Consider the following 23,842-nt stretch of genomic DNA (forward strand, 5'->3'; position numbering starts at 1 on the left):
TAAGTCTTTTTTTATTATGTAGAATATTTTAAAAGTGTTCGATTAAATTTACGACAACAAATATTATCGACGTGTAAAGTTTTAAAGAAACTAAATATAACATCAGATAACTCTTATAGATGATGATCTACGTTGATAAAATACTTTTCACAGAAAAGAACAATAAGTATTTTGCTATGACAAAAAAGATCATTAAACCATATTAAAATAAATTAATTAATAACACCTGTTACTATACTGTTTTATCTAAAATAGATACTAAATTAAATCAATATATTAACAAATATATTTTAATCACAACATTCAGTTATTATCTAAAAAAGATGATAAATTTAAATTAAAGAACGAAGATAGTAATGTTTATTGTTTAAATTAATGATAGCTAATTGTTATTGAATATATAATTTTTTTTAAAGTTAATTATCATTTTCAATAGAAAACTTTGTATCACCCTTGTAAAGAAGAAGATATCCCCCTCATTCCTGCTCTACAATATACTAATCAGAAGCAACAATAGTTGTTTTTTTTATACTGTTTTGTAATGTAGTCTTACGCCTAAATCTTAATATATTTTACAACTGTTAATCATAAAAACTAAATTTAGCTTTACCTATGATTATCTCAATAAAGTTAAGTTTCTATACTATTTGGCGTATTAGCAATCTTAATATCTTGACATAGTTAACATTAAACTAAAAAATTATTACGTAAATTATATATTTTAAATAAATACTTTTTCCGTGATGCAACTACAACTCTAAAAATTTACCTTTAACGCAAGAAATATAAAGTTCATATAAACACAGTGCATTTAATAAACTAATTATCAATTAATAAGTAGGTTTTACTTGATAGGTCAATAATTTTTTATATAAATTAAAAAAGATAAAACAATATTACTGACCTTTTAATAACTGAACATATCACCGAATATTTTATCAAAAAAATATTTTTTTGGTTATTTCTTCCACCCTTAAAAAAAATTAACATATAAATTTTTTAAACAATATATTAAAAAGATTTTATACAAACATCTAACTTATTTATTAATTCATTTAATTATAATAATGCAATTATGCATAATAGTAACTTGTTTAAGTTAAAAAATATAGTTTAATTATTAATTCATAAAACTGATTTTTTATTAAAATACGAAAAAGCATATTTTTGCATATGAAAATATAATATACACTTTATATATAAGAGCGGAAAGTATAAAATAATGGGATTATCTAGTAAGTGATTACCTGTAATAATTTACACTATAACACTAAAGCCAACTTTTATTGCACTAATCATGCACATCATTAACTTTTTTTAAATTTTAGTGATATTTTTTCGTCAATACTTAAATCAACACAATACAAAAGTAAAAAAATAGTTATTACAAGCTTATTTTTTACTATAAAACAAGCACAAAATATTTTTCAGTTTAATATCCTTAAGCTTTATAAAGCTTTCGGAAATAAATGAGATTTTAAACTATAAAAAAACAACTTATCAAAAAAAATCTACTTAATAGCGACATTTTATTTAAAATCTCTAATATATATACTGTAAAAGACTTTACAATATTAAGAAAAAACATGCTATTAACATGATAACATATAAATATAATAATATTTATATGTTTATTGCGTTAACCTACTTCATTGAGATGATTAATTCCTAAATTGTTTTCAGAGAAGTCCATCTTTAAAAACTATAATTCTCTCCTTTGGTAGAAAACATCTAGCATCACCATACTGTGATTAAGGAACAAGGCAATGGCTGTGCAAAAAAAGAAACCTACTCGCTCTAAACGAGGCATGCGTCGATCTCACGATACTTTAACTACTTCTACTTTGTCAATAGATAAAGTATCTGGAGAAACGCATCTACGCCACCATATCACAAATGATGGTTTTTACTGTGGCAAAAAAGTAGTTTCCTAATAATTTTTTTTTAAAACAATAAATACATTGAGACGTTTAATTCTTTCTCTAGATGTTATGGGCGGCGATTACGGACCTAAGGTAACAGTGCCTTCAGCTTTGAAGGCTCTACTTTTATATCCTAAACTTGAACTATTACTTGTTGGAAATCCCACCAAAATACATCTACTACTAAAAAAAACTAATTCCATATTACGTAAACGGATAACTGTTATTGCTGCTGAATCGGTAATTGCTAACGATGCTAAGCCTTCTAGCGCTATCAGAACAAGTCGCGGAACTTCTATGCGTATTTCACTAGAGCTTCTTAAAGAAGGTCAAGCCCAAGCATGCATCAGTGCCGGAAATACTGGTGTTCTAATTGGACTAGCAAATATTATACTTAAACATATTAATGGTATTAGACGACCTGCATTAATGGTAACCTTACCTAACAAAAAACAAGGAAAAACACTCCTATTAGATGTCGGAGCTAATATTTCCTGCGACAGCGCATCACTAGTGCAATTTGCAATTATGGGTTCGGTTATATCCGAACATCTCATGAAAATCCCATACCCGCGCGTGGCCTTATTGAATATCGGTGTAGAAGAAAATAAGGGCCTTAGTCCCATTCAACATGCATCAGCATTCTTACGAAATACTCCTGTCGTTAATTATATAGGATATCTAGAACCTAATGAATTATTAACAGGAAAAACCGATGTCTTAGTTGTTGACGGTTTTGTTGGCAACGTTACATTAAAGACAATGGAAGGAATAATAAGAGTATTTGCATCATGCATTAAACCCTCTAGAGATAACAAAAAACAAAGTTTCCTAACCCAATTAAGTATGCAATGGATACAACGTTATCTTGTTCATCAATTTGATCAACTGCATCCTGATCAATATAATGGCGCTTGCCTAATTGGTTTACATGGTGTCGTTATTAAAAGTCATGGTGCAGCTAACCAACATGCGTTCACTTCTGCTATAGAAAAAGCAATACAAACAGTGGAACATCAGATTTCACAACGGATAGCTGCACGCTTAGATGAGGTACTACCCAAAGAGTGATTAAGTATTTATGTTTACAAAAATTCTCGGTACTGGAAGCTATCTTCCAGAAGACATCCGATCTAATGCCGATTTAGAAAAAATGGTAGATACATCGGATGAGTGGATTCTCACACGCGCTGGTATTCGTGAACGCCGTATTGCTAGAATTGATGAAACTGTCTCTTCAATGGGATACAACGCTGCTGAAAAAGCATTAACTATGGCAGGTATTCCTGCAGAAAAAGTTGGAATGATTATCGCAGCCACAACATCATCAAATCATGCTTTTCCAAGTTCCGCATGCCAAATTCAACGCGATCTTGGTATTCGTGACTGTATCGCCTTTGACTTAGCGGCAGCATGTGCCGGTTTTATTTATGCGCTAAGCATAGCTGATAATTATATTAAAAACGGTTCTGTTAAATATTTGCTAGTAATAGGATCTGATATTTTAAGTCATACTTTAAACCCCAAAGATCGCGAAACGCTCATTCTCTTTGGCGATGGTGCTGGTGCAGTAGTACTAGGTCCTTCTTCTGAACCAGGCATCATTTCCACCCACCTTCATGCTAATGGACGCTATGGTGACTTACTGACACTTCCTTATCATGACCGTCTTAATCCATCTAAATCTGCTTATTTGACTATGTCGGGTAGTGAAGTATTTAAAATAGCCGTTACTGAACTTGCCTTAGTCGTCAAAGAAACTCTGTTAGCCAACCAAATCAAACAAGATGAAATTGATTGGCTAGTACCCCACCAAGCTAATCTACGAATTATTACTGCTATAGCAAAACGCCTAGGGATTAGCATGAAAAAAATAATTATCACTCTCGATCGACACGGTAATACATCTGCCGCGTCCATTCCCCTCGCGCTAGATATAGGAATCCGGGATCAACGAATTAAACCTGGACATCTAATTCTACTAGAAGCATTTGGTGGAGGATTTACATGGGGTTCAGCACTCTTACGATTTTAATAAAAAAGAAAAAATATGAAGATTTTCGGTATGGTGTTTCCAGGGCAAGGTTCTCAAGAAGTAGGTATGTTGACAGAATTGGCAACACATCACAAAATAATTAAAGCAACATTTTCGGAAGCCTCTGATATCATTAAGTATGATTTATGGAAGCGAATACAGAAAGGACCCTCGGAAGAGCTCAATAAAACCTGGATAACTCAGCAAGCATTATTAACTTCATCAGTCGCTATCTGGAGACTTTGGCAACAACAAGGAGGACAGCCTCCATCGATAATGTCTGGACACAGTCTTGGAGAATATTCAGCTCTAGTCTGCTCTGGTTGTCTAGAATTTAAGGAGGCAATTACCCTCGTCGGAATTAGGGGTAAATTAATGCAAACCGCTGTACCAACCGGTATAGGTTCCATGGCGGCTATTATCGGTCTAAATAGCGATATTGTTTCTTCTGCTTGCAAAGAAGCAGCTCAAGGACAGGTAGTGTCACCGGTTAATTTCAATTCACCAGGTCAGGTGGTTATCGGAGGTCATAAAAAAGCAGTAGAACGTGCTAGTTTAGTTTGCAAGAAAGCGGGAGCAAAATATGTACTTCCTCTATCAGTTAGCGTGCCATCTCATTGTATATTAATGAAACCCGCTGCACAAAAATTAGCCAAAATACTAAAAGAAGTTACATTTCTCACGCCTAAAATCTCGGTCATCAATAATGTGGATGTGCGAATAGAAAACGAACCAACTGCTATCCGTCAAGCTCTAGTACGTCAATTATATAATCCAGTACGCTGGACAGAAAGTATCCAGTATCTAGTTAGCCAAGGTGTAGAAATGTTGTTAGAAATCGGACCAGGGAAGGTGTTGACTGGACTTATAAGACGAAGTGACATGAATATTCTGAGTGCAGCGGTCAATGACCCCACCTCACTGGCTATAGCAATAAAACGATAAATTTGAGGCACAAATGAGCTTAAAAGGTAAAATAGCATTAGTAACCGGGGCTAGTCGCGGGATCGGACGCGCAATCGCAGAAACTCTAGCTTCGCGAGGAGCAACAGTAATTGGAACAGCTACTAGTCAGTCAGGTATTACTACTATTAATAGCTATTTAGGAAAAAGTGGCACAGGAATGCATTTAGATATATCTAATGATATTGCAATTGATATTTTTTTTAAAAAAATGCTTGCAGAATTTGGCGATACAGATATATTGGTTAATAATGCAGGTATTAGAAGCGATAATCTACTTATGCGAATGACAAAAGATGAGTGGCATTCTATTCTTAATACTAATTTGACTTCTCTATTCTATATGTCAAAAGCAGTAATGAGGGCGATGATTAAAAAACGATATGGTAGAATTATTACTATAGGTTCTGTTATTGGTGCTAGTGGTAATGCCGGGCAAGTAAATTATGCTGCTGCAAAAGCAGGTATAGTTGGATTTAGTAAATCGCTAGCCCGAGAAGTTGCTTCTCGATGTATTACAGTAAATGTAATAGCGCCTGGATTTATATCAACCGAGATGACTCAAACATTGACAGATGAGTACCGCGCCGACATCTTGTCACAGATTCCAGCAAACCGTTTTGGTTACTCAAAAGAAATCGCTTATGCTGTCGCTTTTCTATCCTCTGAAGAGGCAGGATATATCACTGGCGAAACAATACATGTCAATGGTGGAATGTACATGCTCTGAACAGCGAAAACAATCATTTACATTGTTTTTAGTAAAAACCTCAAAATAGAAAAATGTGGTTTAACTAACCGGAAGTAAGTTCCCTTTCGATCCAAATTTATACACTATGAAAACCATCGCGTAAGCGAGTTTTGACAGGAAATTTAAGAGTATGAGCACTATCGAAGAACGCGTTAAGGCAATCATCGCTGAGCAATTAGGTGTAAAAAAAGAAGAAGTTGTTAACAATGCTTCGTTTGTTGACGACCTCGGCGCTGATTCTCTTGACACTGTTGAACTGGTTATGGCGCTGGAAGAGGAGTTCGACACCGAAATTCCCGACGAAGCAGCTGAAAAAATTACTACCGTACAGGCAGCAATTGATTTTATTCAAGCTAGCTCTCAGTAAATAAATCGCCTAGGCGGCACTCGACCGCCTAAACTTTTCTCTATTATATTTATTTTATATATTAATATTAGTTAATATAACATTATAATAGTTAATGATATTTAATGAAAACGTAATTTTTTTTACTAAAAATTCTAATTAAGAGTCTTTTGTTTATTTATCAGATCCATTACTTCTTTAGAAATTAAAAACTTGTCGTCTAATTTTGAGTTTTTAACTAATCATTGAAGAAAATTGATTTTTATCACATTATATAAGACTATCAAATCCTTATTTCACTTAAACATTTTTATAACTTTATGGATTTTAAGCATATTAATTTACAGGATATTGAATTTTTCATATAAACTTATTAAATAGTTTTACCTTCCTGCGATACTCGTCAAATAACGCTGATTAATTTACAATTTCATTAGAATCAATACTCTAAATAAACAAAAAAAATTTATCTATAATACATTTCTTAATTAATCTTTGTTTTAATAAAAAAGATAAATAAACCATCTTTATATTATGAAAATATATAAAACACCTAGTTTATAAATTTTACTATTTAAATACAGATCCTGTAATAATTTTTGTTTTAACAATAAACATTTTTTTATATTTAATAAAAACCGTTACTTGTATTTTTAATTTAATGTAAATGCCACTCCTATATTAAAATTAATCGACGATTAATAGATAAAAAAATATCTTAAATCAATATTAAACATCGATTCTTACTAATATTAGTATTCTGTGCTCCTAACGCATAAGAAAAAGATTTTCTAAAAAATAAAAGAATACTACATCAATATGATTAACACTAAATTTAAAAAAAAAATGATAAAACTTTTAAAGTTTTAACTATAATTAGATATAACTTTTTATTTACTCTAATAAATTCAAAATTATTAAAATATAGGTAAAAGAAATAGTATGGTGACTACCGTATCTTTAAATCTTTTAATAAGACAATAAAAAAAGATATATGTAATAATTAAAGAAAAAAGCTATCTTTATGCTTGAAAAATCTTATGATATTCTATGTACATCTTAAGAAATTAGTATGAAGAAGAAATTAGATTCATATTAATTAAGCAACTTAAATCAAAAACCTATTAATAATAAAAAAGATTCGAAATAATAAACTTTATATAAATCAAAAATAAATCTATTATTTTAAAGTATAAATATATCTTTAATAATTTATATTCACATTATGCCACTCATAAATTCAATTAATTTAGATTCATGCTTTATTTAAAGTTTTTTTCTAACTCTATAATTTAGAATAAAAAATTCTAAACTTAAAAAATATTAAAAGTATATTAATCATTTAACTACTTAAATAAGATATCTGATGAACATTTATTTTTTATGAAACATTATATTCACAAGACAAACCTATATATTATTTTAATTTTTTATTTTATATAAAAAACATTAACGTACAATATTACTATAAATGTATATAATAAATCTTCAACAATTTTACTGTATAGAAAATCTAAGAAACAAGAAAGATCAAAAATTCGATTAAAAACACTATTTCATAAGCATTATACTTGTAAGTTGTTATATATTTATAATACTGTTATTTTTTTTGAATTTAAAGATCAAAAAAAACAATTTTAAGGTTACAATTACAGTAAAATTTCTAAAGAAATTAGGTTATTAACAATATACCTCAACACGCCAGAAACGATAATATTAAAAAATATTTTCTATAAATTCGTAAAGGTTAAAAACCTATATTTTATATATTAATGTTTCTGTGAACAATTAAATCTTTATAAAACTTTATGTCAAGTTACAAGCCAATTTGTTAAAAAAAATAATTAAATAATGCTACAAACCATACAATAAGCATTCTTGTGTTATAAAATCAATGTTTTCTTGTATAATGAGCATTATATGAAACAAAAGCTATTTCTCTTTATGGCAAAAAATTACAATCAAATTATTTACTACCAGGTATAACCAAGTTCATAGAAGTATTTGACGCTCCTGATGTAACTTTAGCCTCTCCTTTAATAGCCATATAGGTTCGTCTTATGAATAAATTGTCATACTTGTATCATCCATACGCGCCTATTCGCTTTACGATTCTAATGGAAAAAGAGAAAAAACATTACTGCGAGATGACAACCGAAATAGTTAAAAATATTTCACTTACGCCCAAGAAATCTATAGAAAGTCTCTATGCTGTAATTGATTTAAGTATACATCAACACCTTGCAAAACAACTAGAGGATAACTTTGCTGCTCGCGAAACTTGCTTATGGCAATCCTGTATAAAATTTAAACATCTGTTTGATGTAAGTTGCTACCCTAATACTATTAAATTACAACTGGACCTAATGCATCAAGCTAACGGTGGTGTTCTTATTATTGGAATCCACTCTTTTATCAAAGAGTCTATTCTACGGATGCAACTCAAACAAATGATTTTACAACAACGATGTGATTGGTTCACACTAGATAATCGCAACAATCCCTTAGTACTTTCAACTCCTTTAATGCCACCTGATTTACAACTAATAATCCTTGGAAATAGAAAAAAATTAGCTGATCTCGGTTTAGTGGGGAAGGATCTTTTTAGATTCGTTCTTTACGGCGAATGTGTATCCGAACTACGCGTTACTAAAATTAAATATATAAAATCATGGTATTCCTGGGGTCAATATGATCACTAAGACGAAAGATTTTTCTGCTATAAATAAAAATGCCTGGCTAACCTTAATACGACAACTCATACGTCATATAAATGATCAATATCATCTACCGCTATGCTCTCAATGGCTTACTTGTATTCTAAAAGACGCAGCAATTTATACTTTCTTAGAATGATTAAGGGTTACGCCATTGTCTACGAGTGAAAAAAACCTATGGTGCGAAATCTGTTTCAGAAAACGAATACAGGAAGAGATCATGGAAGGTCAGATTATAATGAAAACTCAGGAACAAGTTATATGTCAAGTAAATGCACTATCGATTCTAGATTTTTCGAATTATCCAATTTTATTTGACAAACCCCTTCGCACTAGTTGTGTTATACATTTTAGAACAGAAGAAATTAACGATATTGAAAAAAAAGTAAAACTAGGTAGTAATATTTATTCTAAAAGAATAATGATTATGCAGACACCTTTAATGTCTGCACTACATCTAAACAGACCCATCCCTTTCTCTGTTTTATTAGTTTTTAAAGAATTTTACACTGTAGTATACGGAGATAACACTTCAGCAACAGAAGGAATTACTTTTATTAATGAACTGACCGACAAACCGATCAATCAAGAGATTGCAGCTACCAGTTCCGTAAATCCACTTGATTACATTCAACCTATTAGTCCGATAAACGAAAAAAAATAGAAGGTTTTTTTGTTTTTTTTCAGACAAAAAGTTCACTGGCATCCAAAGTGTAGTATTTCCTAGTGGCAACATAAGACACCTATGCTTAAATGATAATTTAAGCATTGCAATACGGGAAGAACAGTTTTCTTTATGGGAAGTAAATATTATTGCGAAAGCATTGGAAATTCTAACCGCATTACCTTTTATGATAATAAAAAAAATCCTAGTCTTCTTTCAGCTATACACGAACGTATTTGGAATATTAATCTACACCAACAACATTTTCCGCGTTTCGCACGCTAGCTAAAATGGTTTAATAAAAGGTAAAAATTCTCCTAAAAACAGCTAAGATAATGTGCGGGATTTAATTATTAAGGTTTAAAGAAATATGGTATATAAACCCGAATCCTATACAAAAAAAGATCTTCTTGCATCCAGCCGTGGTGAACTATTTGGTAAAGAAGGTCCTAAGTTACCCGCGCCTAATATGCTAATGATAGACCGGGTAGTTAAAATGACTGAAGACGGCGGAAATTATAACAAAGGTTCTGTAGAAGCAGAACTCGATATTCATGCAGACATGTGGTTTTTTAGCTGCCATTTTATTGATGATCCAGTAATGCCAGGTTGTTTGGGTTTAGATGCAATGTGGCAATTAGTCGGATTTTATTTAGGTTGGCTTGGCGGAAAAGGAAAAGGTCGGGCATTAGGTGTAGGTGAAGTCAAATTCACTGGACAGGTTCTACCAACCGCAAAAAAAGTTACATATCGCATTCATTTTCGTCGATTAATTCATAGAAAATTATTAATGGCTATGGCAGATGGAGAAGTCTTGTGTGACGGTACTTTAATTTACACTGCGAGTAATCTCAAAGTTGGACTATTTAAAAATACCATTCTATTTTAACATCGTTGAATAAGATACATTTAATATCTTTTTTTTATTATTTTATCAAAATAAACTTTTAGATAAATTTATAGTTTTACACTACATCATTTAACGAATCTTATTCTCTATAAAAGAAATAAACTTTTATAGAAAAAAATAAGTTTATCTATTTTTACAGTATCCGCTAAAAACATCTTTAAAAAATTCTACAATCAATTAACAATTTCCATATTGATAAGTTTTATGAAAAAATTTAATATGCATTCCTCTTATTAATTCCTTTATTTGTAAAATAAATGTTTTTTCAAATTGTTGGAGAAATATTTTTTTTGTTATTTTGTATAATTAATTACTTAAAAATCATGGATCTTCAAATTTACATAGTATTTTTGATAAAAAATATAACAAAAAAAATAATTTTTATTATATAAGTGTATCTTAAATTCAAAACAACAAAGCGTTGTGCTCTCTATCTTATTGTAGATAATGATAGATTACTAAATATGTAAGCACTATTAGCTAGTGTTAAAGATATTTTTCTTTTTTATAAACTTAATGAAAATCTTTATCATATTTTGTAGTATGATGAAGTATTATACTATAGACAATTTCATTACAAATTTATTTTTCTAGATAAAATTAATTTTATAATTTTTATAAATCAAAATTTTTTTTTAAAAGATTTTCTATATAAAATAAAACTAAAGAAATTTTCTAATTATATAAAAATCAAGTTGATAGATAAACATTTAAAGAAAAGAATTTAGGGTATTTAATTGAATGTTTGTATATTTATAAAATACTTTACTTATAAAAGTTAGTTAAAAATCTTATTATCTTTATGGGCTTGCTTATTAAGAATAATAAATATTATTTATATCATTTTTATTAAAAATCTATGTTTAATATGGAGATATTATCTGAATATAAGAGTCCACTAACAATTTCTTTTAAGAAAGATATTCTTAAGAGTAAATAAACAAAATTTTCAAAAATAGCTGTTTAGTGTATTTTATTTATAAAAATCATTTTATATATGAATAAATTTATAACTATTACCTTTCACAATGAGAGAAATAATGCATAATTATATATTAATATAACATCATACTGTTATGATCTTTTAAATACATTTAATAACTCTCATATATTAAATAAAGAAAAGACTCTTCATTAACTTAAATATAAAGCTATAAAGTTTTGTTTCATAATATAAAGAAAAAACATGAACACTTATTAATGAGTAAAAAAATAATAAATGTACTTGTTTCAACAAAGTATGGCAACCTAAAGACGCATAACTACTTTTGAGCCATCACTATTACTCGTTTATTAAACGTGTAGTCAACTTTATGGTCGACAAGGAAAAATCATTATAATAAAATTATTTTCTCATCACTTAAACAAAGACCTTAATTAATAAAATGTTATATATATAATATATATTCTATAAAATGAAAATTCAACTTTAAATTGTTATAACCATTAAATTAAAATGATAAATAAATTTATTTTATTAATTTTTTTTAAATTAGAAATAAATACTGCATTAAAATTTTTAATAAAAGCTTAAAAGTTATTTATTTAGTGTATCTATGATTTTCCCATCACACTAAATAAAAAATGGATAAAACTCTATTTTTTATTTAAAAAAATATAAAATACAACATTAATCCAAGTTATATACATGATTTTAATTAATCGTTTAAAAACAAACTTCTTATTAGAAAACAATAGAATCTAAAACGAAAACATATCATCAATCAATTAAATAATTGTTGAAAACAATTCAAATTAAATACTAATTGCTGATTGCCTATAATCAAAAAAATGTAATCAAAAACAAAACGCTATTAAAATACTAATAATAACGTTCTTAAAAAGAGTACATAAAATTATAAATAATTATAAATATAAATGCTAATAAATGCATCAATTAATAACCTGTATTTTTTTAGTAAAACTAGACTTTAAAGAAAAACGTGAATATAGGAGTTTTTGTGAAAATTGGCATTACCGGTGCAATGGAACAAGAAATAGCTTTTCTACGAGATCAAATGACAAATATTACCTTATTAGAAAAAGCGGGATACAAAATCTATAGAGGTTATTTACACGGCATTGAAATCACATTAATAAAACTTGGTATTGGTAAAGTTTCTGCAGCAATCGGCACTACGCTTTTATTAGATAACTTTAAATCAGAACTAATTATAAATACCGGAACTGCGGGCGGATTACTATCATCATTAAAAATCGGCGACATTATAGTTCCTAATAAAATGAGGTATCATGATGTAGATATGACTGCTTTTAGTTATAAACCTGGCCAAGTAGCAGATTGTCCACAATCATTTTATGCTGATGTCTCACTAGTAGCACTCGTAGAAGAGATAGCTGACCAATTAGGAATACATGTAATATCTGGTTTGATTGTTAGTGGTGACATTTTTATAAAGGATGCCCAAAAATTATCACACATCTTAAAGACGTTCCCAGATGCTATTGCTGTAGAAATGGAAGCAACAGCTATTGCCCAAGTGTGCTATAAGTTTAAGACCCCATTTGTTATAGTGCGTGCAATCTCTGATATGGCAGACATAAAAGCTCATTTAAGATTTAATGAATCGCTTAATATTGTTGCAAAAACTGCTTCTAAAATAACAGAGTCTGTTATTCAAACGATAGCAAGACATTTATAAATAATATTTTTACATATCTTAAAATTTTCATTAAAAACACATTTAATTAATTAAATAGCAATTCAAAATTTTGAGATATAATCTATTTTTTTATAAATTAAAAAATTTTAATTATAAAAATAACGCTATTAAGTAAATTACTGATTGTGGAATACAAAGAATATTAAATAATTTTTTATCTGTTTTCTGCATATTTTTTCCTTTCTATATAATCACGCAACGATATAAATCGTAATTAAAAACACGTAAATACTATATAGTCAACACTAGAAATCAATAAACTATCTTCGCCATGCCAGAAGATGATATGGTTGTTCGTTTTCTAGGCCTTCTCCATTGTTTAATATAAGATTAATGATTTATAGTGTAAAAAAATTAATAATATTATATTATTAAAAATTTAAATTAAATTATATATTTATTAATTGTTTTATTTGTATAAATATCTATTATACCATAATTCTCTGCTATTTTAAATATACATTTATATACTTACATTCTTTTTCTTCAATAAACTTTTAATATTAAACTAATCATATCAAACAAATAAAATTTATAAACTCTATATAGAGCTAGATCTTTTAATACCTAAAGTTTTATCTACTTTTTCTTTCTGTTAATCTAACATTGATCTCGATTTTTAATAAAAATTTTATTTATAAAATCTCCAATATTAAAAGATTTGCAGAAATAGGGATTGTTTCACTACGTGAAAATAAATTGTCTCTACTATAGATTCATGAAACCTCTGGAGCTTCATTCCATGCGCGTCCATCTCGCGTCATCATTTCAATGGAAGAAACTGGGCCCCACGTACCGGCCTGATAAGGTTGAGGCGCCTCATTATCAGCTTCCCAAGCTTCTAAAATTGAATCAACCCACTTCCAAGCTGCCTCTACTTCATCACGTCGAACAAACAGCGATTGAATACCACGCATAATCTCCAAAAGAAGTCTTTCATAAGCATCCACTATATGTTTTTGATTGAAAACGTCAATAAAGCTCAAATCTAATTTAGTAGCTTGCAATCGATGTTTATGCGATAATCCGGGAACTTTATTTAAAATTTGTACCTCCATTCCTTCGTTTGGCTGCAAACGAATCGTTAATTTATTTTGAGGCAATTCTTGAAACGATTCTTGAAACAAATTTAAAGGGATTTTTTTAAAATAAACTACAATTTCAGAATATTTTTTTTGCAACCGCTTCCCTGTACGAAGATAAAATGGTACACCTGCCCAACGCCAATTATCGATATCAACTCGGATGGATACGAAGGTTTCAGTACGACTGTTGTTATTGTCACCTTCTTCTAAATAACCAGATACTTTTTTTCCTCCTATAAAACCAGCAGTATATTGACCTCTTACTGTAGTATCACGCACATTACTATGATTTATTGGGCGGAGGGAGCGTAATACTTTAACTTTTTCATCTCGAACACAATTCGTCGTTAAAGTAGAAGGTGGGGACATGGCTATCATGCTCAGGATTTGCAATAAGTGATTTTGAACCATATCACGCATCTGACCAGCTTTATCAAAATAACTCCAACGACCTTCAACACCCATTGCTTCAGCTACCGTAATCTGTACATGATCTATTGTCTGATTATTCCAGTTGGCGGAAAAAAGTGAATTAGAAAAACGCAGAGAGAGTAAGTTTAAAACCATTTCTTTTCCAAGATAATGGTCAATCCGGTAGACCTGACTTTCATTAAAATATTCTGCAACTTGATTGTTTATCACCTCTGAAGACCTTAAGTTACTACCCAAAGGTTTTTCCATAACAACACGGCTCGGTTTACAGTTCAACCTTGCTTCACCTAACCCTTTAAAAATAGAAGAAAAAGTATAAGGAGGTATCGCCAAGTAACATATCGTTATTCTAGTATGTTTATCTATTTTTTCACTTAGTTGCTTAAAATGTTGGGTCTCATTCACGTCTAGATTAAAAAAATCTAGTCTTGATCTGAGTATTTCCCATAGTTTTTTGTCTACAGGCTCCTTAGTAAAAATTTCTAACGATTTACGAACAAATTTGGCATATTCCAGCACATCCCATTCAGCACGCCCAACCCCAATAATGCGAGTATCTGGATGCAACAAGCCTACCTTTTCTAACTGATATAATGAGGGCAACAATTTATGCCTTGCTAAAGCACCTTTTGCACCAAAAATTACCAGATCACAGGCCTGGGCTATAGCACTTATTGCCATATTCTTCTCCTCATTATAGAACTTTTGATTTTATTGCATTATATTTTTTTTATTTTATTAATAAAATCTTAAAAAGATGATGTATTATCATTGTTTTTATTATAAATAAAAATTATACTCGTTGTTTCGTTGAAAATATTAAATTAACTTATAAAAATTTAGTTTTATTTACTCTACACATAAAATAGAGAAAAACATTTTCATTTAATAACTTTATTTTATTTACAACAGTTCACCAATTAAACATTATATTTAGATAAACTATAATACTCTTTTAACCAATATTGATGTCTAACGTTCCTAATCTTTTTTTTCAAATTAATAATACAACTTTATTTTTACTAAAACTTTAACATCTATATTAAAAAATAATTTTAATTAAATATTTTTATATTTTTAAAGATATTAAAATATAACAATACATTTTTACCATTAAATTTATTTATTAGACTTTATTATTTATAAAAAAAAGTAGTCATTATTATTTCTCAAATTCCAATTATTATTATACAATAAAATGGATTTTTTTATTTTAATATAATTTTTATTGTATAGTCGTATTATTTAAATAGTCTAAAATACTAGTAAATTTGAATAAACATCAAGACTCAAAAACGTTTCTATAAAAAATGAATTAAAAAAATTAAATGTTTCCTACAAAAAAAAATAATTAGTTTTTTTGATAAACTGTAGTTATTTAAAATCTAATATTTAACATTTAATATGATTTACCTAAAACAAATCTATTAAAGTAAAACCCGCATCTTTTTTTGAAATAGTTGTAATAAATTATTATTAATCATTACATTTAATAAAATTATACAAGAAGTATCTAGATTTTTTACAATATTATCAATTATTAATTAATAACCATAATTATAAGCTCTGTAATACATTACATATCATTAAATCATATAACATTAGCTAATTTGGTCTGGGTTTCTCCTACTAACATATTCACTTGTCTAGATTATATAAAGTAGTGATTAATAATATTAATACTAAAATTTTAAAAATAAAGTGACCTATGTCGAAAAGGCTAAAAAATTTTAAATAACGTCTATCAAGCTATTTAGTAGCTAAACATATCAAATCATAAGACTCGAACACTAATAAATACATCCATTATGCATTACGTCGATCTTGCTGTCATTTAAACAAAAACTAAAAACTCTCCTTTTTTAACAAGGAGCATATCAAACGTTATTAACTATAATATCATACTATATGAAGATAAATCTTATCCCTTCATTATTCCCTTGATGATTTATGTCTCAGAATTATATTTTATTACGGCAATAAATAAGAGAAAATAGATTACTTTAAACCCTTTCTTAAGAGCTTTGAGGTAAAAATATTCATATTGCTATAAAAAGATCGTTCCAATTCAAAAATCTTTAAAATAACATATATTAAAACCATTCACGATCATATTTAAAATATTAAACTAACCGTGATTTTAAACCTTGTATAAGAGAGCGAGCAAGTAACAAGGAGCATAAAAAACCAGAAGAATATGTTTATTTATTTTTATTCGGTAAAATCAAGAAATTATTAATATACTAATAAAAAAGCGAAGTTTTCTATGATACACAAAAAAGTATTAAAAACATAATACACACTCGCCTTCCAATATAAACGGTAACATATATTGCAAAGAATAAGATATTTTCGTACCTATGAAGATTTTTTTATCATCAGTATTTTTTTATGGAAATATAATTTGTTTTTATATGTCATATTTATTCGACAAGGTAAAAATGATAGAAATCCTAGTTACTTCCCTCCAGTACCGGTGAAAAATTAACTTATAAAAATAATATAAATATTGTGTAGGTGGATTTTTATTTAAAAAAAACAAATACGATCATTTCTATCAAACATTATTTTGAATATTGTACATCAACAAAAAGCATCTATCAGTTTTAATAAATAAACAAACTAATAAAAAAAAATTCAGATTAAAACTTAAGTACTCGCTAATTTATCTGATCACTTAAAGTTAGCTTGCATCAATGTTACAGTAACAATCATTTTTTTTAAACAAATAAAAAAATCGATTTTCCGTTAATATGTAAGTACTCTAACAACACTTTTAGGTTTTAACGTAATTCACCATTATAGAATACTTTGATATTAGCTAGTTTACAAGGAAAAAGATTATCTCTTCTTATTTAGTACTTGATCATATTATATGACTAATAGGAAAAAATATCCCGATTTAATGTTATAGGCATTAAATACAGAAATGATTTTTTTACTTTATAGTGCAAATTTTATGTAAACACTATGATACAGCTTTATAGAAAAATTCTAGACATTAATAGTTATTCATCGAATGAAATGATATTTAAAAAAATAGCTAAATCAACATTTAAAAAACCAGAAGTTCCTTGGCATAAAGCGCTTATAGTACTATTATAAAAGAGAAAACAAATCGTTTGTCAACATTTCGAAAAAACATATTACCACTCCCGATGACTCACCTGCAATACAACATATTAATAATTACTTACATAAGTAAGCAATTATTAATCATAAAAATGAACGCGATAATATAAAAATATTAGTTATTGAAAATCGATTAAAAAATCTTAACCCTAAATAAAATTAAGCTTTATTGAATTATATCAACGGCTTACAATTACTAAAAAAATGATTTCTACGGTTGAAGGCATAACTAAAGGTAAAGTTATTTCGGACGTTATTCTAAAAAAATATTTCATGTGTTGAAGTAATATTCGAGATGTAGAAACATACTTATTATTTTCACTCTGCTAGATAATTATCACAACACTATGCAAATAAATATACCAACTTGGCTTACCCTGCTCCGAATCTTCATGATCCCTTTCTTTATTTTGGCTTTTTATCTACCTGTACAATGGAGCCCTTTATGTACCACTTTGATTTTTGTATTTGCCTCTATAACAGATTGGTTCGATGGATTTCTAGCCCGCCGTTGGAAACAAACGACTCGCTTCGGTAGTTTTCTTGATCCTGTCACGGATAAAGTAATGGTTGCCATGGCATTAGTATTAGTGGCAGAACATTTTCACTCTTTTTTGATAACCCTACCAGCAATGACGATCATCGCTCGTGAAATTATTATATCAGCCTTACGAGAATGGATGGCAAAGATAAAAAAACGTAAGAATGTAACTGTTTCTTGGATAGGAAAAATAAAAACGACCACACAAATGTTAGCATTAATAGCTCTGTTATCTCGACCAGATGATATAGTAGTATCATGGATAGGTATTGCTTCACTTTATGTTGCAGCAATACTAACCTTTTTATCTATGTTTCAATATTTGTATGCCGCTCGCTATGATCTATTCTGAAAATAAACGTATATTATAAAATTAAATCAAATAGTTGTCTTTGTTTTTTTTAAAAAAATAATCCTTAAATAAAAGTTCAAAAATAGATGTTTTATTAAACATAAAAAAACAAGTAGCTTAACTAATAAGAATTTTTTCCTAAAAAGTCTAGAAATTACTAAACGAAAGTTAATAGTTTTATATTATCTAATTAGCTTGACGATACTATATTTTTATTACTCGACCATTATTTTTATATAGCAACAGATCACTATTTACAAAATAGTTAAAAACAACTATAGTGGTTTAATTTATTAAATACAAATGCTAAATAAACATATTTTCATAAACGTTTTTTATTCTAATCGATCCATCGCTTTCTGTTGATTACTAATTATCTTTTACTTATCACTAAAAAATATACAAACTAAAGGTCTTCTGACCTAACTAATATCTAATACTAGATTAATAGTATTTAAAACTATTTTTTTTATAAAAATGTCATTATACTTCCATATAATTTTCGAAAAAATCTTTACTTTTATCAACCACATAACCTATTTGCACAACATTAATAATTAAATGTACAATTAAAAGAAATACTATAAATGTCTTTTAACATACAATTTCTATTAAAATGACAATTCATCCAAAAAAAAATCTTTATGAATATGACAAGATTCTGAATAGAAAATTGAAAAAAAACACTAACTACCTAGGTTTTTCATTTTTACTTAGCATCTTTGTTACTAAGATTTATTAAAGTAATGTATTAAATATTTTTACTATAACTCGAATAAATCCATTCATAACATGATCAACATATTATTGAAAAACTTTTCTCCTACATATAAAATCTACACTCTTTAAAAAAATAATTATGTCTCAGTAGTTTAAATTATTAGACCATTACAAAAATAAGATGAGTGCTAACTAAGCTAACACAAGAAGCAACTTTAACGTTCCTTTATAATGAAAGTACCGAATATAGTAGTAACAACTTTCCTATGAAATTTTGTATAGCAAATTAAAATGCATTAAAAAAATTCAAAAATTTTAGGAAAAAGATATATTAAATTTTTATAAAATTACAATGCTCTAATTCTAATAAAGTTGTTTTTAGTTCAATTTTTAGTTCAATTTTATTCTATATATAACTAAAAAACCTACATGTATGTTACACATAATATACAAACAACAAAATACTTAAGTAAATATTATTACTTTTCGTTTGAATTCTAATCCTATTCAAATAACTCTTTGTATAGGATTATTTATTCATGTTACATATAAATCTTCATCTATATTTCTGTTATTGTTTACCAAGCTTTTAATTTTTCTGCAAATAACATCATACGTTGTAAAGGCAACCACGCCCGCTTAATCACACTTTTCTTGATTTTAATTTCATGCTTCAGTCCACTATACTTAAGTCCTGCAACGATTCCTTTCAAACCATTCATCGCCATCCAAGGACAATGTGCACAAGTTTGACAAGCAGCACCCTCTCCCGCAGTTGGTGCTGCTAATAAATTCTTATCTGGACATGCTTGCTGCATTTTATAAAAAATGCCGCGATCAGTTGCTATAATAATTTGTTTTTGCTTCAATGTTTTTGCTGCCTGAATGAGTTGGCTTGTAGAACCAACTACATCTGCAAGATCAACTACTCCTTGGGGAGATTCGGGGTGTACTAATACAGCTGCATTTGGATAGATGCTTTTCATCCGCTGTAAGGCTTTGGTTTTAAATTCGTCATGTACAATACAGGTGCTATGCCAACAAAGAATATCTGCTCCAGTCTGTTTTTGTATATATCTACCAAGATGACGATCTGGTGCCCAGATAATTTTTTTCCCTAAACCATCAAGATAATCTATAAGCGGAATGGCTATGCTAGAAGTTACCACAAAATCAGAAAGAGCTTTCACAGCTGCAGAAGTGTTAGCGTAAACGACTACAGTTCGATCAGGATGATTTTCGCAAAAAACCCTAAACTCGTCTGCAGGGCATCCTAAATCAAGAGAACATTCCGCTTGTAACGTTGGCATAAGAATGGTTTTTTCTGGACTAAGAATTTTGGCAGTTTCACCCATAAAACGCACGCCAACTACTAATAGTTGACTAGCAGAATGAGTCTTTCCAAAACGGGCCATTTCTAAGGAATCTCCCACAAACCCACCAGTTTCTTCTGCTAGAGCCTGTATTTCAGGATCAGTGTAATAATGGACTACCATCACCGCGTTCTTAGCCTTCAGTAAACTTGCAATTTCTTGGCGTAAAATAGATTTTTCGTTATCTGTTAGAGAAACAACCTTTTTTGAATAGGAATCAATAACGGCAATATCATTTATGAGTTCGCTCATCACAACTCTCTAGAAATGTACTATCGTCAAGCAAGTTTGTTTAAATCTTAAAACTTGAAGACGAAAATTCAGTTTTATCATAAAACATAAACAAATTATTAAACAATATTATAACTAATTTTATGTAATTAAATACATTTATTTTAGTTTTGCGTGATAGTTTATCAATAATTAAATTAATTTAACATATATTAATCTTAAGGTAGTAATTTATAATAGTTATAATGTTCTAATTATAACAGTTGCTCATTTAATGTAGATTTAATACTTTTTTATAACACTTAATTATTTTATATATGTTTAATTTTATATACTCTCAACCTATTAAAGGTAGATTAATAACGCATGTAATTAATTAGAATTTTCCCTAATCTATTTAACTACATAGGCATAAGCTAGTTTAATTGGTAACTAAACTAATACAGTCAATAAAGTTTTTTTTGAAGATTCTTAAATTTTTATTAAATTAATTATAATGTATATATATCTATATTGCTCTCTAATCTACATATAAAAAATATGCGGTTTATATATATTATTTACACATTATACTTTTATTAATTATTATTATCTCCGATAATAACATCTCCCTTAGATCAAATAAATTTAATTTAAAACAAGTAAAATGTTAAAATAAACCTTACTTCTTAATATAAATGATGTGATAAATTATATAATCGAGAACAACTTTCTTCCATCTCGAAGGTAGATTTCTATAGTCTTCTATACTTTTTTCACCTATACAAATAATTAGATCTAGCAATAAAACAATATACGTTTTTATCAAAAATGATATTCTGGTCTAAATTTAATCCACTTTAACTCTTTCACGATTACTCAGGAACTTAAATATAGTAATACAGCGTATTAGTTTAACATAAAATTGTAAAATCTACATAAAACCAACCTACTTCTCCAAATTAAAACATATAAAACCAAAATTTTTTTATCAAAAACAGATCATAATATGATCTTGCCATTACATCATAAAAAAGCAAAAAAAACATCATACTACTTAAACCTTAATTAAATCTTTATAAGTCTCCTTATATTTATGAAAGATACTGTTTTAGTAGTAATTTAATTGCCAGTTTTGAGTGAAAATTATGTTAACAATTACACGTTTAAAGATATTTATAATAAAATGATATTTTTAACATACAATCAATATAGGTAATATTAGTTACTTTATTTGTAAAAAAAATAGAAACTTAATATAGTTTAATCTATCATTAAAAAATGCAAAAAAATATAATACTGTTTAGTAATAGCTTCTAATCTCCACTGCTATAATCTAAACCCCCCTTCCCTAACTTAATTGATGTAAAAACTTGTTAGCTAAAATCTCTCATAAAATAAATATAGATGAAATAATAATAGAGAAAACCCTGGCTGATAACACATATAATGTGCGATAATGTCACGATGCAAGCGGCAATTAAAAAAACATTTAATAGAATCGTTTTATTCTATCAATGTTTAATAAATTCATAATTAGAATAACGTTGTTAAATACGCACTACAAAAAAATTAAAATAGAACACTTAGCTTGTATATATTAATTTTAGATGCCTATTTTCACTTTTAAAAGCCACTTGAGAAAGAAAAATTTCCATCTTTATCATTAAATATGAGCAAGCAATGGAAGAAATAAACTTAATTAATAAATGAATAAAACCACTTTTATTATAAACATCGTATAAAAACACGGTATTATAAAAAATAATTGTAGAATTAGTGAATAGTTGTATATGCCAAAATATTTTTAGAAACACAGCTAAACAATAATCTATTTTAACTTCGCTCCAACATACTAAAAAAATAGTGACATAATGCTAAACAAAAAAAACGATTGTAAAAATAAACTCTTCATTAATGATTAGCTCAAGATAAAATTATAGAATATGCAAAACTACGATTATTTAGAATTTAGAGTAATAATCTTATAGGTATAATGATGAATAAGATTCCGATGACTTTAAACGGTGCTAAAAAATTGCGGAAAGAACTCGAACGTCTAAAAAACTTTCAGCGTCCCGCAATTATTCGAGCTATCGCTGAAGCTCGAGAATATGGTGATTTGAAAGAAAATGCTGAATACCATGCCGCTAGGGAACAACAGGGATTCTGTGAAGGTCGCATTAAACAGATTGAATCAAAGTTGTCTAACGCACAGATCATTGATATAACTAAACTTGCTCCTAGTAACGGACAAGTGATTTTTGGGGCTACCGTTACCATCGAGAATCTAGATAGTCAAGAGAAACAAACGTATTGTATCGTGGGAGACGATGAAGCCGATTTCAAGCAAAATTTAATTTCGATTAATTCACCTATCGCGCGTGGACTTGTGGGTAAAAACAAAGAAGATGTCGCAATCATCCAAACACCAGGTGGTGAAGTAGAATACAAAATTCTTAATATAGAATATCTTTAAAATATCTTAAAAATGTTTAACGCATAGGAATAATTTAGTGAAAATCTCCTCTTCCCAAATCAATAAAAGTTTTTTTTATTAGAAATAAATTAACCTGTATTGCTTTTAAAAGGTAGAAATCAAAAGAAAAGTTCGAAATTATAAGACAGTACGTCTCACGAAGAATTGTTAAACGATATTCCTTATATAAATTGAGGATTCTTTTTTAGCAACATTGTAAATGATAAGCTCTATAATTGTCTTATTCCTTATATAAAAGAATTAAAAATTCTTTAAATTAAGTTTAAATGTAGACTTTATTAAAACATTTAGTATCGTTTCGTCATCAACACTTAATTTGACTAAAAATAAAACGAGGAATTTTTATATATAATTTTATTAAGGTTAAAGCTCTATGTCATTGAATTATTATCTACTCTCAACAACATGATTTGGTTAATTAAATTAGAAACTTAAAATATAATTTTTATTAATATTCAAATCTATTTTTATTTTTTTTAGGGAGTTTAGGGTTGAAAACACTCTA

General features: G+C 28.2%; 16 protein-coding genes. 14 read left to right on the forward strand and 2 right to left on the reverse strand.

Going from position 1 to position 23,842, the window contains the following annotated elements:
* Positions 1 to 1,766 precede the first annotated feature (1,766 nt).
* The 12 genes from rpmF (at position 1,767) to mtnN (ending at position 12,971) form a co-directional block, all read left to right on the forward strand.
* Positions 1,767 to 1,934: a 50S ribosomal protein L32 gene (gene rpmF, locus A35E_RS02705; protein ID WP_014889153.1), complete on the forward strand. Its 168-nt coding sequence runs from the start codon at positions 1,767 to 1,769 to the stop codon at positions 1,932 to 1,934.
* A gap of 27 nt (positions 1,935 to 1,961) precedes the next feature.
* On the forward strand, positions 1,962 to 2,993 hold the full coding sequence (gene plsX, locus A35E_RS02710; RefSeq protein ID WP_071818290.1) for a phosphate acyltransferase PlsX: 1,032 nt from the start codon (positions 1,962 to 1,964) through the stop codon (positions 2,991 to 2,993).
* A 10-nt stretch (positions 2,994 to 3,003) separates the two neighbouring features.
* Positions 3,004 to 3,957 carry a beta-ketoacyl-ACP synthase III gene (locus A35E_RS02715; protein WP_014889155.1) on the forward strand — a complete coding sequence of 318 codons (954 nt, stop codon included), beginning with the start codon at positions 3,004 to 3,006 and terminating at the stop codon, positions 3,955 to 3,957.
* A 15-nt stretch (positions 3,958 to 3,972) separates the two neighbouring features.
* On the forward strand, positions 3,973 to 4,902 hold the full coding sequence (gene fabD, locus A35E_RS02720; RefSeq protein WP_014889156.1) for an ACP S-malonyltransferase: 930 nt from the start codon (positions 3,973 to 3,975) through the stop codon (positions 4,900 to 4,902).
* Positions 4,903 to 4,915: 13 nt separating this feature from the next.
* A complete protein-coding gene (gene fabG, locus A35E_RS02725; protein WP_014889157.1) occupies positions 4,916 to 5,650 on the forward strand; it encodes a 3-oxoacyl-ACP reductase FabG in 735 nt (244 codons plus the stop codon).
* Positions 5,651 to 5,801: 151 nt separating this feature from the next.
* A complete protein-coding gene (gene acpP / locus A35E_RS02730) occupies positions 5,802 to 6,038 on the forward strand; it encodes an acyl carrier protein (protein ID WP_014889158.1) in 237 nt (78 codons plus the stop codon).
* A 2,039-nt stretch (positions 6,039 to 8,077) separates the two neighbouring features.
* The gene (locus A35E_RS03165; RefSeq protein ID WP_014889159.1) at positions 8,078 to 8,719 is read left to right on the forward strand and encodes an HPF/RaiA family ribosome-associated protein; all 642 of its coding nucleotides are present in this window, start codon (positions 8,078 to 8,080) and stop codon (positions 8,717 to 8,719) included.
* Positions 8,709 to 8,873, forward strand: coding sequence for a hypothetical protein (locus A35E_RS03260; RefSeq protein ID WP_014889160.1), 165 nt, complete (start codon positions 8,709 to 8,711; stop codon positions 8,871 to 8,873). The genes A35E_RS03165 and A35E_RS03260 overlap by 11 nt, the downstream gene beginning before the upstream one ends.
* Before the next feature lie 81 nt (positions 8,874 to 8,954).
* Positions 8,955 to 9,398 (forward strand): hypothetical protein, encoded by a 444-nt coding sequence (locus A35E_RS03170; RefSeq protein WP_014889161.1) that lies wholly within the window; start codon positions 8,955 to 8,957, stop codon positions 9,396 to 9,398.
* A 132-nt stretch (positions 9,399 to 9,530) separates the two neighbouring features.
* Positions 9,531 to 9,683, forward strand: coding sequence for a hypothetical protein (locus A35E_RS03265; RefSeq protein ID WP_160142540.1), 153 nt, complete (start codon positions 9,531 to 9,533; stop codon positions 9,681 to 9,683).
* An 85-nt stretch (positions 9,684 to 9,768) separates the two neighbouring features.
* Positions 9,769 to 10,287 (forward strand): bifunctional 3-hydroxydecanoyl-ACP dehydratase/trans-2-decenoyl-ACP isomerase, encoded by a 519-nt coding sequence (gene fabA / locus A35E_RS02740; RefSeq protein ID WP_014889162.1) that lies wholly within the window; start codon positions 9,769 to 9,771, stop codon positions 10,285 to 10,287.
* A 1,982-nt stretch (positions 10,288 to 12,269) separates the two neighbouring features.
* Positions 12,270 to 12,971: a 5'-methylthioadenosine/S-adenosylhomocysteine nucleosidase gene (mtnN, locus tag A35E_RS02745; RefSeq protein WP_014889163.1), complete on the forward strand. Its 702-nt coding sequence runs from the start codon at positions 12,270 to 12,272 to the stop codon at positions 12,969 to 12,971.
* A 737-nt stretch (positions 12,972 to 13,708) separates the two neighbouring features.
* Here mtnN and zwf read toward each other — a convergent pair.
* Positions 13,709 to 15,190, reverse strand: a complete 1,482-nt coding sequence (zwf, locus tag A35E_RS02750) for a glucose-6-phosphate dehydrogenase (protein WP_014889164.1) — start codon at positions 15,188 to 15,190, stop codon at positions 13,709 to 13,711.
* 2,798 nt (positions 15,191 to 17,988) lie between these two features.
* On the opposite strand from zwf, the gene pgsA reads away from it, so the two are divergent.
* Positions 17,989 to 18,534: a CDP-diacylglycerol--glycerol-3-phosphate 3-phosphatidyltransferase gene (gene pgsA / locus A35E_RS02755; protein ID WP_014889165.1), complete on the forward strand. Its 546-nt coding sequence runs from the start codon at positions 17,989 to 17,991 to the stop codon at positions 18,532 to 18,534.
* A gap of 1,298 nt (positions 18,535 to 19,832) precedes the next feature.
* Here the strand turns inward: pgsA and nadA are convergent.
* A complete protein-coding gene (gene nadA / locus A35E_RS02760) occupies positions 19,833 to 20,879 on the reverse strand; it encodes a quinolinate synthase NadA (RefSeq protein ID WP_014889166.1) in 1,047 nt (348 codons plus the stop codon).
* A 1,957-nt stretch (positions 20,880 to 22,836) separates the two neighbouring features.
* On the opposite strand from nadA, the gene greA reads away from it, so the two are divergent.
* Positions 22,837 to 23,316: a transcription elongation factor GreA gene (gene greA, locus A35E_RS02765; RefSeq protein WP_014889167.1), complete on the forward strand. Its 480-nt coding sequence runs from the start codon at positions 22,837 to 22,839 to the stop codon at positions 23,314 to 23,316.
* Positions 23,317 to 23,842 lie beyond the last annotated feature (526 nt).

The organism is secondary endosymbiont of Heteropsylla cubana, assembly GCF_000287355.1.
Lineage (GTDB): Bacteria > Pseudomonadota > Gammaproteobacteria > Enterobacterales > Enterobacteriaceae.

Excerpts from the sequence above, each read along its gene's own strand:
- rpmF (WP_014889153.1), top strand. The coding sequence starts at position 1,767 with ATGGCTGTGCAAAAAAAGAAACCTACTCGCTCTAAACGAGGCATGCGT.
- A35E_RS02715 (WP_014889155.1), top strand. The coding sequence starts at position 3,004 with ATGTTTACAAAAATTCTCGGTACTGGAAGCTATCTTCCAGAAGACATC.
- fabD (WP_014889156.1), top strand. The coding sequence starts at position 3,973 with ATGAAGATTTTCGGTATGGTGTTTCCAGGGCAAGGTTCTCAAGAAGTA.
- fabG (WP_014889157.1), top strand. The coding sequence starts at position 4,916 with ATGAGCTTAAAAGGTAAAATAGCATTAGTAACCGGGGCTAGTCGCGGG.
- acpP (WP_014889158.1), top strand. The coding sequence starts at position 5,802 with ATGAGCACTATCGAAGAACGCGTTAAGGCAATCATCGCTGAGCAATTA.
- A35E_RS03165 (WP_014889159.1), top strand. The coding sequence starts at position 8,078 with ATGAATAAATTGTCATACTTGTATCATCCATACGCGCCTATTCGCTTT.
- A35E_RS03260 (WP_014889160.1), top strand. The coding sequence starts at position 8,709 with ATGATCACTAAGACGAAAGATTTTTCTGCTATAAATAAAAATGCCTGG.
- A35E_RS03170 (WP_014889161.1), top strand. The coding sequence starts at position 8,955 with ATGGAAGGTCAGATTATAATGAAAACTCAGGAACAAGTTATATGTCAA.
- A35E_RS03265 (WP_160142540.1), top strand. The coding sequence starts at position 9,531 with ATGGGAAGTAAATATTATTGCGAAAGCATTGGAAATTCTAACCGCATT.
- fabA (WP_014889162.1), top strand. The coding sequence starts at position 9,769 with ATGGTATATAAACCCGAATCCTATACAAAAAAAGATCTTCTTGCATCC.
- zwf (WP_014889164.1), bottom strand. The coding sequence starts at position 15,190 with ATGGCAATAAGTGCTATAGCCCAGGCCTGTGATCTGGTAATTTTTGGT.
- pgsA (WP_014889165.1), top strand. The coding sequence starts at position 17,989 with ATGCAAATAAATATACCAACTTGGCTTACCCTGCTCCGAATCTTCATG.
- nadA (WP_014889166.1), bottom strand. The coding sequence starts at position 20,879 with ATGAGCGAACTCATAAATGATATTGCCGTTATTGATTCCTATTCAAAA.
- greA (WP_014889167.1), top strand. The coding sequence starts at position 22,837 with ATGAATAAGATTCCGATGACTTTAAACGGTGCTAAAAAATTGCGGAAA.